We start from the raw sequence: 16396 nt of genomic DNA on the forward strand, positions 1-16396 counted from the left end.
TTATGCACCTACTCATGATTATCACTGCTGTAACCATTGCTTGCTGGTTACGATCCTCTGGCAGTATCCAGCCAAGAAATTGGCATTTAAGATGGCAAAAAACCTTGTTTTTATTCCTTTTTCCCCCCTTACTCATATTCATGACAGTCACTTCTATAGTCTGTATGGGTACGCAGGGAAAAATGGGCGGAATGTATACCGACTCTTTTAGCTATCTCCTCGCATTAATTTTTCTAGGATTTTTGAATACCGTAGGTATCAACCTCGCTTTTCAGGGCTGGAAAGCCATTAAATCTGCCCGTGAATGTCCCCAAATTACTCTAGATGGTAAATCAGCCCGACTTCTACAAACAGAAGCTTTATTTGCTGGACAAATGGGTTTTTGGCAACCTGAATTAGTTGTTAGTCAAGGACTACTACAAATTCTCTCTCCAGCCCATCTGGAAAGTGTTTTAGCCCACGAACAAGGGCATTATCAATATAGGGATACGTTTTGGTTCTTTTGGCTGGGCTGGGTGCGTTCTTGTACCGCCTGGTTGCCGAATACAGAGTCTTTATGGCAAGAATTGTTAATTTTACGAGAATTACGGGCTGATAGTTATGCTGCATCTCAAGTAGATCCTTTAGTATTAGCAGAATCCTTGCTGTTAGTCGTGAGGAATAATCTAATTACATCAGATATTTGTTGTGCTGCTTTGGGTGCAGGCGATCGCTTGGAACAAAGAATAGAGGCTTTATTAACACCATCTGAACCAGTATCAGAAACGCAATTACAATCTTGGCATATTTTTTTATTGGCGTTTCTACCCTTGATTACAGTAGTATTTCATACTTAAATGATTTCCTCTCTCCTGATGACGATACAAGGGGTTTAGCACTGCTCATTGGTGTCAATTTAAGACCCACCAGGGAATAAATTCCCTGTCTCATAGCTCAAGTCCGTTAAAACGGACTCATAAATTTTCCTAGTGTTTAGTCAAATTGGTAAGTATCCTCTGGCTCTATTGGAAAAAGTAGCTTAGGACACAATATATGAGATTAATGATCTTCACAAATTGATTTTTTTAGGAAATATTTACCAATATAACTGGTAAATATTATGATAATCTTGGTAAAAGTATACTGAGTGTCAATTCCATGAATAAAAATTTCTCTCAGTCCAGTTTGCCAATCAAAAGAAGAAAGCTACTAGTTTTAATAGCGACAGCATTAGCTACTTTACTACTGGTTATGGGCTTACCAATCCTGACTTCTTCTCCTGTATCAGCACAATCTAATAACAACTTACTCATATCCGCCGCTGCTAGTTTAAAAGAGGCACTGGAAGAAATTAAACCTCTTTACCAACAAAGTAAACCAAACGTCAATATTAGCTATAACTTTGGTAGTTCCGGTGCATTACAGCAACAAATCGAACAAGGTGCGCCGGCGGATATTTTTATATCTGCGGCTAAAAAACAAGTAGATGCTTTAGAACAAAAAGGACTTTTAGTTCCAGGAACTCGGAATATAATTGCTAAAAATCGGTTAGTTTTGGTAGTACCTAAAAATGCTGTTGGTATCACCAGTTTCTACAGTCTTAAAGATGCGAAAGTTAAAAAAATCGCTATTGGTGAACCGAGAAGTGTACCGGCAGGACAATACGCACAACAAGTATTAGAAAAGTTGAAAATTTGGTCAGAAATTAAATCAAAACTGGTTTTTGCTAATAACGTGCGTCAAGTTTTAGCATCTGTAGAAAGTGGCAATGCTGATGCAGGTTTAGTTTATATAACTGATGCCAAAATCTCTGATAAGGTCAAAGTTGTAGTTACAGCAGATGAAAAATACCACTCTCCCATTATTTATCCATTAGCAGTTGTTAAACGTAGCAAAAATGTTGATGTTGCTAAAGAATTCTCTCAATTTTTATCTAGCAATCAAGCTAAAACTGTATTTAAGAAATATGGGTTTATTTTGCCTTAATCATAGGTGAAATTTCAGATTCCCGACTTCTGACAAGCAATGAAAAGTAAAATCGCCCAAACCCTCTTCACTCTTGCCTCTGGTTACTGAGCGAAGTCGAAGTATTGCCTCAAGCCTAGTGCCATAAGGACGATTTTCAATGCTAACCTACTTAGTCAAACCTTAAAAACTATGCCACAGGATTTGTCACCGCTTTGGATATCTCTCAAAACTGCTTTACTAGCAACGTTTATTACTTTCTTTTTGGGTATATCTGCTGCTTATTGGATGTTGGGATATCGCGGTAAAGCCAAATCTTTAATTGAGGGGATATTTGTTGCACCGTTGATTCTACCACCTACTGTGGTGGGATTTTTACTGCTGCTATTTTTCGGTAAAAATGGTCCGGTTGGTAAACTGCTAGAACCGTTTGATACCACAATTGTGTTTACTTGGTATGGTGCAGCGATCGCTGCTACAATAGTTTCCTTCCCATTGATGTATAAAACTGCACTGGGAGCTTTTAGCCAAATTGATGCCAATCTGCTGCGAGTAGCGAGAACGTTGGGTGCGAAAGAATTCACAATTTTTTGGCGGATTAGTTTACCCCTAGCATTTCCTGGGATTTTAGCTGCCACTACCTTAGCATTTGCGCGGGCTTTGGGTGAATTTGGGGCAACTTTGATGTTAGCAGGTAATATCCCTGGACAAACTCAAACAATGCCAATGGCAATATATTTTGCTGTGGAAGCGGGGGCAATGAATGAAGCTTGGTTTTGGTCAATTGTAATTATGATTGTTTCTCTTTCAGGAATTATTATAGCTAATTTATGGCAAGAATTTCCAGCTAAACGCAAACTCACAAAAGTACCAATAAAGCAAATAAAATTAGCAAGTAAATCTGATTCTTTATTAATTGATTCCTATACATCTAGTTTAGTTTTAGATATTCAAAAAAGACTAGACAACTTTTATCTACAAGTTGCCTTTAATACTGACAATCAACCATTAGGATTATTGGGAAGTTCCGGGGCAGGAAAAAGTATGATTTTGCGTTGTCTAGCGGGGATAGAAACACCGAATAAAGGACGAATAATTTTAAATGGTAGAGTATTATTTGACTCAGAAAAGAACATTAATATTCCTATTCATCAACGACAGATTGGTTTTTTATTCCAAAACTATGCCTTATTTCCACATCTGACTGTGGCGCAAAATATCACTTTTGGTTTACCGAAATATCTAAATGCTAAAGAAGAGGTAGAAAAGCAATTAATAGCCATGCAATTACAAGGATTTGGCGATCGCTATCCGCACCAACTTTCCGGGGGACAACAACAACGGGTAGCATTAGCTAGGGCTTTAGCCAGCAAACCAGAAGCATTACTTTTAGATGAACCATTTTCTGCCCTGGATACACATTTACGCAGTCAATTAGAACAACAAGTTGCAGAAATTCTGGATGATTATTCTGGAGTAACTTTGTTTGTGACTCATAATATGGAAGAGGCTTATCGCCTATGTCCCAATTTGTTAGTATTAGAACAAGGAAAAGCCGCTCATTATGGTTCTAAATATGAGATATTTCAACATCCTGCTAGTGTAAATGTTGCTCAAATTACTGGTTGTAAAAACTTTTCTCGTGCTAATATTTTATCACCTCAACAGATAGAAGCAATTGATTGGGGTTGTACTCTGGAAGTTAGAGAAAAAATTCCTGCAAAATTATCTCATGTTGGTATTCGCGCTCACCATTTGATTTTCACTAAAGATCCTCAACAAGTAAATACATTTCCCTGTTATTTAGTTCGTACCAGTGAAACACCTCATAGAATGACAGTATTCCTTAAACTTAATTCTGTGGGAAATCATCCCCATGATTATCATTTACAAGGAGAAATTTATAAAGAAAAATGGGTAAATATTCAAGATCAACCTTTTCCTTGGTATGTACATTTAGATCCTTTGAGGTTACTGTTAATGGAGTAAATAATATGTAGGGGTTTAGCAATGCTCATTGGTGTCAACTTAACGTAAAACCCATAACCCAACTGGGAATGATAGCGCAGCGTGGCGTAAGCCATATTCCCAGTCTAATAGCGCAAGTCATCTAAAGATGACTGAATACTAGGAAAATTTATTAGTCCGTTTTAACGGACTTGAGCTATTAGACAGGGAATTTATTCCCTGGCGGGTGTGAAAGCCAATAGATAAGCCACCAATGAAGCTCTTGCTTTACCCCTACTCTTAACTTAATTCCAATAAACCTTGATAACCTGTGACAATACGATTTCCATCTTTGAGAATGTGAACTTCAATTTGATCACTAGCCCAAGTAATTTTATCTGCAAATTCTGGGTTAAAGATATTTACATTTTGATTACTAGAAGAAACGGGAGAATCAGGAGAATTAACTGCTAGAGATTTGACAAAAGGACCATCAATTAAAATATCTAATTCTGCTAACAATTCTTTTGCACCTGGAGGGGCAGAATTAGATTGTAATTGTTGAAGAGTGAAACCAGTAAAAGACATGACATTTAAACCCGCTGCTTTTAACTTTTTCGCTAGAATTGTTAATGCAGGTGCTTGCCAAAATGGTTCACCACCGGAAAAAGTTACACCCGTATTATGGGGATTTTTGAGAATACTTTCAGCTAGGGTATCAATAGCCACTAAATCATTAATCTCAAATGCCCAGGAGTCGGGATTAAAGCAACCAGAACACTCACGGTTACAGCCTTGTACCCAGACCACAGCCCGACAACCAGGGCCATTAACTTCTGATTGGTCAACATAACCCATAATGTTAAGATAACCGGGGGGAATGTCCGCGAGTCCTAGAGATGGGTTCATGGGCTTGGTTTCCATCTTTTGTCAACTCCTTTTCAACTTTTCCTATTACTTGCTAATATAGCGAGACTCTGAAAAAGTGTGGAGAAAGAAATTATAAGCTTTTTTAAAGATTGATGATTTTGTGTAATCAACCTTTAAGTTATCTTAAGATTTTGCCCAGGAGGGAGTGGATGAACGCGCAGCAGAGATAGCATGAAAGAATGCAAATAGTCTGTGGCTGGCTTGACCAGAATCCCGGCATTTTTGCAGATCGAAAGACCGTAATTCTTTTTCTATGACGTTTTCGACATCAGCAGCTAAATTTAACCTCCCTTCATTGAGATAACATTCAGTTAAAAATAGCAATTTCTCAATATTAATTTCATTGGTTTCCCATTGAATCTCGACAGGAAACTCATAATTTTTTTCTAATGTTCCCCCATGGTAAACATTTTCCATGAGTTTATTGCTGATAATATATTTAACTTTATGGGTGTTAGCCAATTCTAGCAAATCATCAGCAGTTGGCTTCAATCCCAGACGACGACGGAACACAGAATCAATAATTTCATACTTGCTATTGTCTGGAAATACTGTGACAACCACAGCCGCAATTCCTTCAATATTTCCATAACATCCGATGATGTTTTTACTTTCTTCACCGTGAACAAATAAGATATCCATAATATGCACCAACTAAATTAATAACAGGGAATTGAGTTGATAAAATTCTCTTAGATCAGAGTGAGAATGCAAAACTCAATACCGATAATCTACCAGACTTTTTCCAAAAATTGCAGCTTTGTTCAAAAAAAAAGAGCCTTTTTATAAATAGGTTAATTTTAGATTAATTACAAACTAAAATCTATTTCTCTAGATAGATGAAAGGGCAGATTTTATTTTGTTTAATCAAGTGTTGCTCAAGTCAGTCAGATCCCCGACTTCTTTAAGAAGTCGGGGATCTTATTGTTCATAATCTTAACCTGAATAAGAAATATTATTAAGATATCGTTCCGCACCTGCACCTAAAACCCAGCGAATAGTTGTAAAAAACCGAGGCCAATTACCTGTACCATTACCAAAATATTCTGCTGCAACTTTCTCTTCTAAATCATTTATATCAATTGTTTCATCATCAAGTTCTTCATTGATTTCGTCAATTATAGCTAATCGTTGATCTTTTAATCTTGTAACATTAAGTCCAAGGTGATCAATAGTAAAATGAATATTTTCAATAGGAATACCAGCTTTTAAACAAGCGATTTCATCAGGTTTAATTTCACCAGTTAAACTACTGAATTGAAATAAACATAATGTTGGTAAATTCAGAGGATTTAATAACTTACCATCAGGGATAAAACCATCTTTTTTGTGACCACAACAACGGGAATACTTGAGTAATTTTGAATTTTGCTCATGATCATCTTTCCTCGTTTGCTCGTTCTCACACTCTGTATAAGAATGAATTATTGAAGACGCTGCTTTTTTTTATTTTAGTGTTTGTACTTGGGGATAATTAAGAATTTTGGCATCAGCGGTTAATAAATTGCAATTATAATACCTAGCAGTAGCAACAATCATTTGATCAAATGGATCACTATGAAAACCATTTAATTTAGTTGAATCGACTATTATGGGCAAATTTAAATTTAATAATTGCACTCCTGGATAAGTTAATGCTAATTCTAACCATTCATTAATAGCTAATGGTAAAATTAAGCGCTTTTTTTCCACTAATTTTGCTATCTCCCAACAAGAAAGAATACTAATTCCTAAATCATCTTGTTGATAATTTTCTAGCCATTGTCTATGTTGTGCTGTCAATCTTGCATCATTTTGTACCCACCAAACCCAAATATGTGTATCAAGTATAATCATTGTAAAAACTCCCAATCTTCTAAAGCTACAGGTTCAGTAGGATCATCATAGCGGTAAGGCTGAGTATTCTGTAAAGGATAAAGATTGGTATTTTGTGTTTCTAGAGATTTAATTTGATGTTGTGCGGTTTGAGGTTGTAAAATAATCACTTCCACAACATCACCAGCATGGAAAGGCAAACCTTTTAATACCAAAGTTCCATCTTCAGTTAAAGCAGTTTCGATTTTATGAGCATTCATATTATCAATTTGGTGTGTTACAGTTGATTTTATTTTAACATATTACCTCGTTACCGTTAATTGCATTTCTTTGGTGTTAATAATTCTAACTTATTCTCTAAAATCGTCCCTTTCAAATTTGCACCCTGAAAATTTGCCCCCCTAATAGTTGCACCTTTTAAATTTGCTCCTGCTAAATTTGCACCTTTCAAATTAGCCCAACTTAAATCAGCTTCCGTTAAATTGGCTTCCGTCAAATTAGCTTTAGATAAAAATGCGTTTCCTAAATGAGCTTTGGTTAAATTAGCCTTATGTAAGTTAGCTTGATAAAGTTGAGCAGTCATTAATTCTGCTTCATATAAATTTGCTTCACTCAAATTAGCAGTAATTAAATTAGCTGCCATTAAAGTTGCAAAACCTAGATTACTACGAATAAGTTGGGACGCTGATAAATCAGCACCTTTTAAATTAGCATTTTGCAAATCTGTACCAATTAAATTTGCATCATTAATCATAGCATTTTCTAGATTTGCACCACTTAAATCAGCACCAATAAAGTTTCCAAAACTTAAATCAGCCTGTATCAAGATTGCACCACTCAAATTAGCAATACTCAAGTTAGCTTTACTTAAATTAGCTTCAATTAATTTAGCTTGGTAAAAAATAGCATTACTGAGATTAGCATGACTAAAATTAGTTCGCACTAATAAAGCGTGAGCTAAATTTACTTTATTCAAATTTACTCCTTGAAGATTTGCCCCCCGCAGGTTTTCTCCTAGTAGATTTGCACAGCTAAGATCAATTTCAATGTGGGGATTTTTGTTTCTCCATTCTATCCAAGTAACTGCACCTGATCGTAATAAATTGAGATGTTGTTGATTTGCCATTTTTTACTCCTTTACTCGTTCCGCTTACCTTGAGGATTTTCTCTTCCTGGTGAATTTTCAATTGCTGCTAAAGCGCCCGCTGCTCCTGCTAAAATATCCTGTTCTGAGCCACCTAAATAAAGTCGGCCAAAACTACCTACAGCTTGAACTTCCAGAATATTAATTTGCGCGGCTTTTTCTGCTTCATTGGCTGCTAATGCAGCATAAGCCGCTGGTTCAACTTCTAATACATAAAGGGTTTGTCCTGCTAATAGCAGTTGTCCCCGACGGGTACGGTTAATTAGTTGGGTTTGATAAGCGTCAATATTACGGATAATCTGACTAGAAACTACACGAGGTTTGAGACATTCCTCTTTTTTCACACCTAGAAACGCCAAAATTGCATCTCCAGCGGCTCGCGTTTCCCCTTGAGAGCCGGAATGCACTTCTAATAGTCCATATAGCCGTTCTACTACTTGCACTCCAGGACGAACAGAAGCAGATTTTAGGGCTACGTCCGTAATCTTGTTTATTTCGATACCAGGGGAAATTTCAATCCATAGGGATGTATCCCCCGGTAATGGTAAGAAACCCTGGGCTACTGTTCCCATGTATGCGGCGTGTTGAGGTTGTAGATTGTCTAGAAATACGAAGCTGCGTAATTCTATACCCAAGGTCTTAATTCTCCAGTTATGATGGTAGATTTAGATCCCCGACTTCTCGAAGAAGTCGGGGATCTGCAATATATGAGTTTACCGTTAAAGTGGACTGATTTGGTAATTGGTGTGCCTACCCGCTTTACCCAAGTGCCTAATGCTAGAATAAAAAACAGCCAATTACCCAGACGAATCTTGTAAAAACCTAGCTTGAAGTTAATAGAGAGGAGTCTGTAAATTTAACAAGTTTTTTACCGTCTCGGCTTTTAATTACTCGTGCTGGTACGCCCACAGCTACGGAAAATGGGGGAATATCTTTAGTGACAACAGCACCAGCACCTATCACACTACCTCTACCGATAGTGACACCATCCAAAACTTTCACTCCATCTCCTAGCCAACAGTCATCCTCAATCACGATTCCTTGACTAGTAATGCCTTGGTATTTGATTAGCTGTGTTGGATCTGTAAAGTTGTGATTATTAGCATATATCCCAGTATGGGCTGCAATTAAACAATGCTTGCCAATTGTAATATTTCCGGGGCCAGCAATACAAGCACTAGGTCCAATAAAAGTATCTTCACCAATGTGAATCCGAGTATTATCTAACGCCCCAATCACCACATTATGCTCAATCACAACTCCATTTTCTAGCTGAATTCTATTATTTTTATGTCCTCTTCCATCTATACGAACTCCTTTGAAAATATAAGTTCCATTCCCAATTTCAATAGCATCAGCACCAAGAAATTCAACGCCATCTTGAAGATAAACTGAGCTACCTATGCGCGAAAAAATAGCGTGATATAGAAAATTGCGTAACTTTACACCCCCAAAAATTGTGGGGATATCACCAAGAAAAGTAGTTAAAAGAAGTTCTTGAAATCTTTTCAATCTTGATAAATGTTGTCCGTGATTCATGACTTTATTACTGCTAACTAAATTGTGATATTGGAGATTTGTGGAATTATGAACTGCTCAAATAAAGACATCCCGTATTTGAATCTTGCCGTGTACCATATATATTTCTATGTCTGCATTTTGAGTAAACAGATCAATAGAAAATAATATGGCTAATATGAAGTTTTCCAAATATTTGAAAAACCCAACGCAAGTTTTTAAGGCTAAAAGCTATTAAATACAGGTATTATTTAATTGTTAGACATAATTCTAGAATTACAGCAGTTTGCAACTGTCTGCATTCGTTATATATGTACTACTCGGAAATTAAGGCAATACTTTTTATATTTAGAAATAATAATAAATACTGAATTTTCATGCTTTAAGACAACATCAAATTTCTAACTATTGCTGCATATAAGTTAGTAATTTGACAAACCATTATAATTCAGATATTCAATTACCAAATATCAAAGTATTTATTTCAATTCAATTACATCTATTTATGCTACGCTGAAGTAGGCGTTAAATTTCTTCACTACCATCTAGATGTAATTGTTGAATTATTCATTAAATTTCCCAGTAAGTACAATCACTTCAAATCAAGGGGGAGTGTCTCCAACTTCCGCCATCACATTAAAATTAATCATCGGAGCAAACAAATAAATACTTCCCCGATTACTATAACGGCTTACTTGCAGCCAATTTTTAGAATCTGCCGCTGTTGTAATCATAGTATGCCAATAAAATTTACTTATGCACTCTTCCTATAAAACGCCTTGATAGTGACATAAATAATGTCCTTCTACTATCCTAAAAGAAAGTTGCAAAATAAATATAAAGTAATAATAAAGTTTAAACATAAATTATGAAGATTTAAAAGTAAACTTAGTTTTATGATTAGTATGGTTACAGCCAGGATACTCTATCAATAGGACATAAGTATAAATAATACTTACGAAAAATAGGGTATTGATTATTGCTGTAGTTTGTGATTTCGTAGTCCAATTTAATCTAAATTAAAGTAAAAACTGTATCTATGCTTACGACTTTAATTTTCCGAAATATACTTTTCATTACAGCTTTAAAAAAACATAATAGCGAGAATGGGGGCAGAAGAAATGATTGTTTATTTGCTCTTGTGAAATAATGGTAGCCATCTCAGAGAACATTCAGAACCGATTAACTATACAAACTGTAGAAATTGCCCCTAATACCACTGCGATTCGTTCTCTTGACTGGGATCGGGATCGTTTTGATATTGAATTTGGTTTACAAAATGGTACAACCTATAATTCATATTTGATTAGAGGTGAACAAACCGTTTTAATTGATACTTCTCACCAGAAGTTTCGTGATCTTTATTTACAGACTCTCAAGGGTTTAGTTAATCCTAAAACTATTGATTATATAATTGTTAGCCATACTGAACCTGATCATAGTGGTTTGGTAGAAGATATTTTACAGTTAGCTCCCAGAGCCACTGTTTTAGCTTCTAAAGTAGCTTTGCAATTTTTAGAAGGTTTGGTACATGAGCCTTTTTCTAAGCGAATTGTCAAAAGTGGCGATCGCATAAAAATTGGCAAAGATCATGAAATGGAATTTGTCAGTGCGCCAAATTTACACTGGCCAGATACTATTTTTAGCTTTGATCGCCAAACCCAAGTTCTCTACACTTGTGATGCCTTCGGAATGCACTACTGTGATGATCGCACTTTCGACGAAGATTTAGAAGCAATTGAAGCTGATTTTCGCTTTTATTACGATTGTTTAATGGGTCCTAATGCTCGTTCTTTGCTAAATGCAATGAAGAGAATGGGTGAACTTGGTGAAATTAAAATTATTGCCAATGGACACGGACCATTACTACATCATAACCTTGATATTCTTAGAGAATGTTATCACAATTGGAGTCAAAAACAAGCGAAAACAGAAACTACTGTCGGTTTGTTTTATGTCTCTGGTTATGGACATAGCGATCGCATAGCACACGCAATTGGTGATGGTTTACAAAAAGCTGGTGTTGGTGTCGAAGTATTGGATTTAAACACCGCAGAAAGTCAAGAAATTCAAGAATTAGCCGGGAGAGCTTCTGGTTTAATTGTAGGTATGCCTTCTACCAGTGCAATCAAAGCTCAATCTGCAATTAGTTCATTATTAGCAGTTGCTAAAAACAAACAAGTTGTGGGTTTATTCGAGTCCTATGGTGGTGATGATGAACCCATTGATACTCTCAGACGCAAATTTATTGATTTAGGTATTAAGGAAGCTTTCCCGGCTATTCGCATTAAGGAAACCCCCACTGATGCTACCTATAAACAATTTGCAGAAGCCGGAAATGGTTTAGGACAATTGTTAGTGCGGGAACGCAATATTAAACAAATCAAATCTCTCGACGTGAACATGGAAAAAGCGTTGGGAAGAATTAGTAATGGTTTATATATTGTCACTGCCAAAAAAGGCGATATTAGCGGCGCAATGATCGCTTCTTGGGTGACACAAGCCAGTTTACAGCCTTTAGGTTTTACCATTGCTGTAGCTAAAGATCGCGCTTTAGATAATTTATTGCAAGTAGGCGATCGCTTTGTTCTTAACGTTCTGGAAGAAGGCAATTATCAAGACCTGAAAAAGCATTTTCTCAAACGTTTAAATCCCGGTGCTGATAGATTTGCAGAAGTAAAAACCCAAACTGCTAAAAACGGTTCACCCATTCTTACCGACGCACTCGCATACATGGAATGTGAAGTTGTTAATAGCATGGAATGTAGTGATCACTGGATTTTATACTGCACAGTTGCAGATGGAAAAGTTTCCAAACCAGATGGAATTACCGCAGTCCGTCATCGCAAAGTCGGAAATTACTATTAATTAGTCAGTTGTCAGTTGTCAGTTGTTAGTTGTTAGTTGTCAGTGAATAATTTTCTTTCTTCTTTCTTCTTTCTTCTTTTTTTTCTTTCTCCTGACTCCTGACTCCTGACTCCTCATATTTACCCATCTTTCATAATTATTATGACACTTCCAGATTCATTTTCTAACGCTGTTGAATCCGCTAAAAATTGGGTTTCTCAAGTTTTTTCGACCCAACAAGCATCCATGAGCGATTCCAGACCAAGAGACGTACAAATCCTACCAATTGCTACTAACACAAAGGTGATGAGAGCGCGGAGTAAATCGCGGTTAAGATTTGAAATTGAGTATGCTCTAGAACGGGGAACTACTTCTAATAGCTATTTAATAGAATCCGATAAAACTGCTATTACAGATCCTCCAGCAGAAGGATTTACAGAAATTTATTTGGAAGCATTACAGAAAACAATCAATGTGCAAAAGTTGGATTATGTGATTTTGGGACATTTTAATCCCAACCGTGTCCCAACTTTAAAAGCAATTTTACAATTTGCACCACAAATTACCTTTGTTTGTTCTCTTCCCGCTGCGAATAATTTACGTGCTGCTTTCACCGACCAAGATATCAAAGTTTTAGTCATGCGGGGGAAAGAAACCCTAGATTTAGGTAAAGGTCATGTTTTGAAATTCTTACCTACTCCTAGTCCTCGTTGGCCAGAAGCACTTTGTACTTATGACCAACAAACCCAAATTCTCTTTACAGATAAGCTATTTGGCGCACATATCTGCGGTGAAGAAGTATTTGATGATCATTGGGAAACTTTCAAAGAAGACCAACGTTATTACTTTAATTGCCTCATGGCTCCTCATGCAACTCATGTTGAGTCAACTTTGGAGAAAATTTCCGATTTCCAAGTCAGAATGTATGCTGTTGGTCATGGACCCTTGGTACGCACCAGTTTAATCGAATTAACAAAATTATACAGTGAGTGGAGTCGCTCTCAAAAAGATAGAGAAATATCTGTAGCACTTCTCTATGCCTCTGCCTATGGTAACACTGCCACCTTAGCACAAGCAATGGCTTTAGGATTAACCAAAGGTGGCGTTGCAGTTAAATCTGTGAACTGCGAATTTGCAACCGCTGACGAAATCCGCACTGCATTGGAACAAGCAGATGGTTTTATCATTGGGACTCCCACCATAGGTGGACACGCACCTACTCCTATTCATACCGCTTTAGGAATTGTCCTCTCTACTGGTGATAATACCAAACCTGCGGGAGTATTTGGTTCTTACGGTTGGAGTGGTGAAGCTTTAGACTTGGTAGAATGCAAACTCCGAGACGCTGGTTATCGTTTTGGTTTTGATACCCTAAAAGTCAAGTTTAAACCTGATGAAGTTACTCTCAAATATTGCGAAGAAGTCGGTACAGACTTTGCTCAAAGTTTGCGAAAAGCCAAGAAAGTTCGTGTTCCTCAACAAGCTGCAACCCCCACAGAACAAGCTGTAGGCCGGATTATTGGTTCTGTCTGTGTCATTGCAGCCAAGCAAGGAGAATTTTCTACAGGGATGATGGGTGCTTGGGTATCTCAAGCTACTTTTAATCCACCGGGAATTACGGTAGCGATCGCTAAAGATCGAGCCGTTGAATCTCTATTATATCCTGGTGGTAAATTTGTCTTGAATATCCTCCCTGAAGGTGTTCATCTGGAATACATGAAGCATTTTCGCAAGAGTTTCCAACCTGGAGAAGATAGATTTGCTAACTTCCCCAAAGCCGAAGCGGATAATGGCTGTACCATCTTAACAGAGGCTTGTGCATATCTAGAATGTTTAGTGCAGCAGCGGCTAGAATGCGGTGATCATTGGGTAATATACGCAACCGTAGACAACGGTAAATTACTCAAGCCTGATGCTATGACTGCTATTAACCACCGGAAAACAGGCTCATACTATTAATTAGTAATTGCGATAAATTATAGAGCCGTCTAGGAACATTACCAAGGCGGTTTTTTGTAGTCTTTGAGATTTTAAAATTTGTAAAAGTAAAATGTCAGTTGTCAGTTGTTAGTAGGGGCGAAGCATTGGGAAGATAAATTATCGGTCATTGCCAAAAATAGTTCTCCAAATGCTTCGCCCGTACAGTTGTCAGTTGTTAGTTGTCAGTTGTTAGTAGGAATTCCCAATTCTCAATTACATAGATTGACTCAAAAATAGAAATCCTACTTGCAACAAACCGACAACAAAACCTAAAACACCACCTAAAGTGACAATTGCTTGTAATTCATTTCTGACAATTCCCTCAATAGCATCTTCTAATTCAGCAGGTGAGGTGGCTTTTACTCGTTCCACAATCACTTGATCTATAGATAAAATAGGAATTGCTTGAGCAACAATAATTTCTAAATCTTGAGTTAAATACTTTTCTAAAATTAATGCTAAATCCCGTGCCACAACTTCTAAAGAAGTGTTGACAACGGCTGAACTACTTAAGCGATTTAACAAGACAACAGAAATTCTTTCCCAGTCAGCCGATTCTGTTAATTCTTTGAGCAAGTCCCTACCACTATTTTGGAGATATTCACGCACACTATCTCTAATCGTTTTTCGCAGTTGACGGACTGTACCAACAGGAAGATTTTGCAAAGATAAATTTTGTAATAATTCCTTAATGCGATCGCGCATTTTTAAATCTTTAATTAATTCTTGCAATCTTTTATTAGTTGCTTCCTTTTCATCTAAACAAAATGTCCGTAACCGAGTCAAAGTATTCTTCAACCCAAACAGATTTGCCACTACCCAATAAGTACCACTGGTTTTTTCGCGAAAACTCTCATCAATGGTGTGAATTGTCCGATCTGTTAAAAAATCAATAATAACTTGTCGTAATCTATCGGGAGGTAAAACTATCTCTAATAACCAATCAGCGAACCGGACAGATTGTTCTTCACTAAGTTGAAACTCTAATAATACCTTATCAAATATTTGGTTAATTTGCGTCTCTAAAAATGTTTCTTGTCGCGCTAAAACCTTCAAAAGACGTGGTAAAGATTCACCCAATAAATCACGTAAAACTCCCGCCAAAATCTTAGTGCTACGAGGGTTTTTATCACCTTTAACTTGATCAACTACCAGACGTAATAACCAGAAAATTCCGCCTTGTAGTCGTTCAGGTTGCAGGAGTCTTCGCGCCAGATTTTGCATTTCCTCTGGAGTCAGTAGCGATTTCATAATCGCATTAGCAATATTTTGTCCTAACCGTTCCTGATTACTAGGAATTAAACCTGGCGTAAACGGGACTTTTTTCCCCAAAACATAAACTGCTTTATAGGGACGAAATAACATCTTTATGGCTATGTCGTTGGTATAATAGCCAATTAATCCACCCAGGATTGGGGGTGAGATATACAATAAAATTCGAGACAAATCCACAGGCTTTTGGATTAGGTAATGGGTAGTGGGTAATAGATAATCGGCAATTACCAATTACCTAATTACTACTAATACTCCCATCATACCGTTAGCAATGGGATAGTGTGTGACATCCACAAAACCAACTTGATGCGCTAATTCTATTTGCTCTTTCCCAGTAGGAAAGCGGTCTAAACTGGGGCTAATATAAGCATATTCGTCTTTTAAGCCGAGATTAGTGGCCATGGGAACTACAAGATTATCTAAATACCATTGTTGCACTGCGCGGAACTGTTGATTGCGGGGACGATGAAAGTCTAAAATTGCGGCTTTAGCTCCTGGTTTGAGAACACGGTATATTTCTTGGAGACTACTAGGAATATCTTTAACATTTCTTAATCCATAACCCATAGTGGCTGCATCAAAATAATTATCATCAAAAGGTAAATTTAATACATCTGCTTCTACCCAATTAATAGGAGGTAGGGGATAGTAATTTTTGCAGCGCTCTTGAGCAGTATTCAGTAAGTTGGCAGAAAAATCAACTCCGTAAACTTGACCTGTTACCCCTACATGACGTGCTAACCGAAAAGTTAAATCACCACTACCGCAGCACAAATCTAAGCCAGTATCACCAGGTTTAGCTGCGCTCCATTTGACTGTCATTTCTTTCCAAAGGCGGTGTTGTCCCCAGCTTAATTGATCGTTAAGTTGGTCATAAACAGGAGCAATACGATTAAATATAGCGCGGACTTCGTTACTCATTTGTTGAGGGAGTAGGGAACATTAAGTTTTTTGGCACTTTCAGGGGTTAGGCGTTGACAGCGAACTTGGTTTATA

The 16396-nt window shown here is 37.1% G+C and carries 17 protein-coding genes; 7 read left to right on the forward strand and 10 right to left on the reverse strand.

Translation table 11 applies throughout. The features are described 5' to 3' along the window. The first annotated feature begins 2 nt into the window (after positions 1-2). The 3 genes from FJR06_RS11295 (at position 3) to modB (ending at position 3933) form a co-directional block, all read left to right on the forward strand. Positions 3-836, forward strand: coding sequence for a M56 family metallopeptidase (locus FJR06_RS11295; RefSeq protein ID WP_041457982.1), 834 nt, complete (start codon positions 3-5; stop codon positions 834-836). 334 nt (positions 837-1170) lie between these two features. After that, positions 1171-1965, forward strand: coding sequence for a molybdate ABC transporter substrate-binding protein (modA, locus tag FJR06_RS11300; RefSeq protein WP_168651457.1), 795 nt, complete (start codon positions 1171-1173; stop codon positions 1963-1965). Between the two features lie 171 nt (positions 1966-2136). Beyond that, a complete protein-coding gene (modB, locus tag FJR06_RS11305; protein ID WP_168651448.1) occupies positions 2137-3933 on the forward strand; it encodes a molybdate ABC transporter permease subunit in 1797 nt (598 codons plus the stop codon). Between the two features lie 258 nt (positions 3934-4191). Here the strand turns inward: modB and FJR06_RS11310 are convergent, their stop codons facing one another. From FJR06_RS11310 to FJR06_RS11335, 6 genes are all read right to left on the reverse strand, one after another. Then, positions 4192-4815, reverse strand: coding sequence for a 4Fe-4S single cluster domain-containing protein (locus FJR06_RS11310; RefSeq protein WP_168651449.1), 624 nt, complete (start codon positions 4813-4815; stop codon positions 4192-4194). A gap of 129 nt (positions 4816-4944) precedes the next feature. Then, positions 4945-5463: a hypothetical protein gene (locus FJR06_RS11315; RefSeq protein WP_041457984.1), complete on the reverse strand. Its 519-nt coding sequence runs from the start codon at positions 5461-5463 to the stop codon at positions 4945-4947. An 804-nt stretch (positions 5464-6267) separates the two neighbouring features. Then, positions 6268-6657, reverse strand: a complete 390-nt coding sequence (locus FJR06_RS11320) for a type II toxin-antitoxin system VapC family toxin (protein WP_015080170.1) — start codon at positions 6655-6657, stop codon at positions 6268-6270. Continuing rightward, positions 6654-6896 carry a hypothetical protein gene (locus tag FJR06_RS11325; RefSeq protein WP_015080171.1) on the reverse strand — a complete coding sequence of 81 codons (243 nt, stop codon included), beginning with the start codon at positions 6894-6896 and terminating at the stop codon, positions 6654-6656. The genes FJR06_RS11320 and FJR06_RS11325 overlap by 4 nt, the downstream gene beginning before the upstream one ends. 56 nt (positions 6897-6952) lie before the next feature. Beyond that, positions 6953-7762: a pentapeptide repeat-containing protein gene (locus FJR06_RS11330; protein WP_015080172.1), complete on the reverse strand. Its 810-nt coding sequence runs from the start codon at positions 7760-7762 to the stop codon at positions 6953-6955. Positions 7763-7773: 11 nt separating this feature from the next. Beyond that, the gene (locus tag FJR06_RS11335) at positions 7774-8415 is read right to left on the reverse strand and encodes a microcompartments protein (RefSeq protein WP_015080173.1); all 642 of its coding nucleotides are present in this window, start codon (positions 8413-8415) and stop codon (positions 7774-7776) included. A gap of 18 nt (positions 8416-8433) precedes the next feature. Here FJR06_RS11335 and FJR06_RS11340 point away from each other — a divergent pair, with 18 nt between their 5' ends. Next, positions 8434-8598 (forward strand): hypothetical protein, encoded by a 165-nt coding sequence (locus FJR06_RS11340; RefSeq protein ID WP_158310524.1) that lies wholly within the window; start codon positions 8434-8436, stop codon positions 8596-8598. A 4-nt stretch (positions 8599-8602) separates the two neighbouring features. Here the strand turns inward: FJR06_RS11340 and FJR06_RS11345 are convergent, their stop codons facing one another. Continuing rightward, on the reverse strand, positions 8603-9319 hold the full coding sequence (locus FJR06_RS11345; protein WP_168651450.1) for a DapH/DapD/GlmU-related protein: 717 nt from the start codon (positions 9317-9319) through the stop codon (positions 8603-8605). A 581-nt stretch (positions 9320-9900) separates the two neighbouring features. After that, the gene (locus tag FJR06_RS24695; protein ID WP_015080175.1) at positions 9901-10032 is read right to left on the reverse strand and encodes a hypothetical protein; all 132 of its coding nucleotides are present in this window, start codon (positions 10030-10032) and stop codon (positions 9901-9903) included. A gap of 415 nt (positions 10033-10447) precedes the next feature. Between FJR06_RS24695 and FJR06_RS11350 the strand changes: the two genes are divergently transcribed. From FJR06_RS11350 to FJR06_RS11360, 3 genes are all read left to right on the forward strand, one after another. Next, positions 10448-12166 (forward strand): diflavin flavoprotein, encoded by a 1719-nt coding sequence (locus FJR06_RS11350; protein WP_015080176.1) that lies wholly within the window; start codon positions 10448-10450, stop codon positions 12164-12166. Positions 12167-12391: 225 nt separating this feature from the next. Continuing rightward, a complete protein-coding gene (locus FJR06_RS11355) occupies positions 12392-14104 on the forward strand; it encodes a diflavin flavoprotein (RefSeq protein ID WP_015080177.1) in 1713 nt (570 codons plus the stop codon). Between the two features lie 105 nt (positions 14105-14209). After that, entirely contained in the window at positions 14210-14362 is a 153-nt protein-coding gene (locus FJR06_RS11360) for a hypothetical protein (protein WP_168651451.1), read from the forward strand. On the opposite strand, the gene FJR06_RS11365 is transcribed toward FJR06_RS11360, so the two are convergent. Together FJR06_RS11365 and ubiE are read right to left on the reverse strand one after the other, a co-directional pair. Further along, positions 14339-15577 carry a DUF445 family protein gene (locus tag FJR06_RS11365; RefSeq protein WP_168651458.1) on the reverse strand — a complete coding sequence of 413 codons (1239 nt, stop codon included), beginning with the start codon at positions 15575-15577 and terminating at the stop codon, positions 14339-14341. The genes FJR06_RS11360 and FJR06_RS11365 overlap by 24 nt on opposite strands. A gap of 54 nt (positions 15578-15631) precedes the next feature. Then, positions 15632-16321: a bifunctional demethylmenaquinone methyltransferase/2-methoxy-6-polyprenyl-1,4-benzoquinol methylase UbiE gene (gene ubiE, locus FJR06_RS11370; protein ID WP_015080179.1), complete on the reverse strand. Its 690-nt coding sequence runs from the start codon at positions 16319-16321 to the stop codon at positions 15632-15634. Positions 16322-16396 lie beyond the last annotated feature (75 nt).

Origin of the sequence: Dolichospermum sp. UHCC 0352, assembly GCF_009711925.1 — a bacterium.
In the GTDB taxonomy this organism is placed as follows: domain Bacteria; phylum Cyanobacteriota; class Cyanobacteriia; order Cyanobacteriales; family Nostocaceae; genus Dolichospermum; species Dolichospermum lemmermannii.